This is a genomic window from Cohnella sp. 56 (genome assembly GCF_037963805.1).
Classification (GTDB): Bacteria; Bacillota; Bacilli; order Paenibacillales; family Paenibacillaceae; genus Cohnella.
In genome coordinates this window covers 1-1,423 of record NZ_JAZDQE010000036.1, presented here as the reverse complement: position 1 = coordinate 1,423, position 1,423 = coordinate 1, and the positions used below count along the sequence as shown (strand labels likewise).

General features: G+C 51.9%; 1 protein-coding gene. It reads left to right on the top strand.

What is annotated here, in order from left to right; all coding sequences use genetic code 11:
• Positions 1-300: 300 nt before the first annotated feature.
• On the top strand, positions 301-1,423 hold a 1,123-nt coding region (locus VQ071_RS29210), incomplete at its 3' end, for an IS110 family transposase (protein ID WP_340518538.1).

The window sequence follows — 1,423 nt, the reverse complement described above, 5'->3', positions numbered from 1 at the left end:
CATCGTTATACCCATTCCTTTCGCTACGCTCAAGGCACAAAACGGCATGAAATCCGTTGGCTTTGGGCGTGTTTTTTGTATGCTGGAGTTGCAGGGATACCCGTAAACTACAAATCACGCGGAGGTGAGTGGGCTGCCTCTTCTCGAGGTAACCGCATCGTTATATGTGTCGACGGCCTTTCCAAGCACAAATAAGTGTCGCTTCGAGCACGCAGACTTATCTTTGTTAAACAACTCGTTTATGGCTGGGCCGTCAGTCCCTGCGGGCTATTCCTGTATCCTTCGGAAAGGAGTTTCTCTATGGCGCTGAAAATCGTCCATCCCATCTGTTGCGGCATCGATGTACACAAAACCTTCGTCGTCGCCTGTATCGCTTCTACCAACAGCAAAGGCGTCACCACCTACAAACGCCATCGCTTTTCAACCTTTACCAAAGGCTTGAAAGAGCTGTCACAGTGGCTTGGTGAGCATGACTGCAAGCAAGTGTGCATGGAGTCCACCGGGAAGTACTGGATTCCGGTGTTCAACATCCTTGAGCCCACCTGCAACATCACGCTGGCTCATCCGAAATACGTCAAAGCCATTCGTGGCAAGAAAACCGACAAGAAGGATGCGCAGTGGATCGCCGACCTGTTCAAACACGATCTGGTCGCAGGAAGCTTTATGCCTCCCTTGCCCATCCGCCAGCTCCGCGATCTGATGCGTTACCGCTTCAAGCTGACCAACTTTACCTCCAGCGAGAAAAATCGGCTTCAGAACAGCTTGACGGTTTCCAACATTCAGCTTGGAAGCGTCGTTTCCGATACGTTTGGCAAAAGCGCGATGAATATCATTGAAAAGCTGCTCGACGAACCCCACGCAACTTCCTTTGACCTTGAACCACTCATTCACCGCTCCATGAAAAGCAAACTTCCGGAACTCGAACTCGCCGTTGACGGGTTCATGTCGACCGAGCAAGCGGGGAAAATCAAGGTCATTAAACAGCACTGCCACGATCTGGAATCCCGCAAGGCGGAACTGGAATCTATCGTCCTTTCCCTTGCCGAGTCCTACACCGAGGAACTCAAGCTGATCTTGACTGTTCCGTCCATAAGCAACCTTTTCTCCGCCATTGCCGTGGTTTCCGAGATCGGGGTGAATATGGACGTGTTCCCGACAGCCAAGCATCTGTGTTCCTGGGCAGGACTCACGCCCACCAACAACGAGAGCGCCGGCAAGAAAAAGTCGGTAAGGATTTCGAGAGCCGGCTGCTACATCAAGCCGCTTTTGGTCCAGTGTGCGACCGCTGTCGTCAAAAGCGAGAAGCATCCCGAAATACGGAACCGCTACTTGCAGCTCAAGAAGCGTAGGGGCCACAAACGCGCCATTATTGCCATTGCGCGCATGCTCTTAACGGCCATCTACCACATCTTGAAGAACAAAA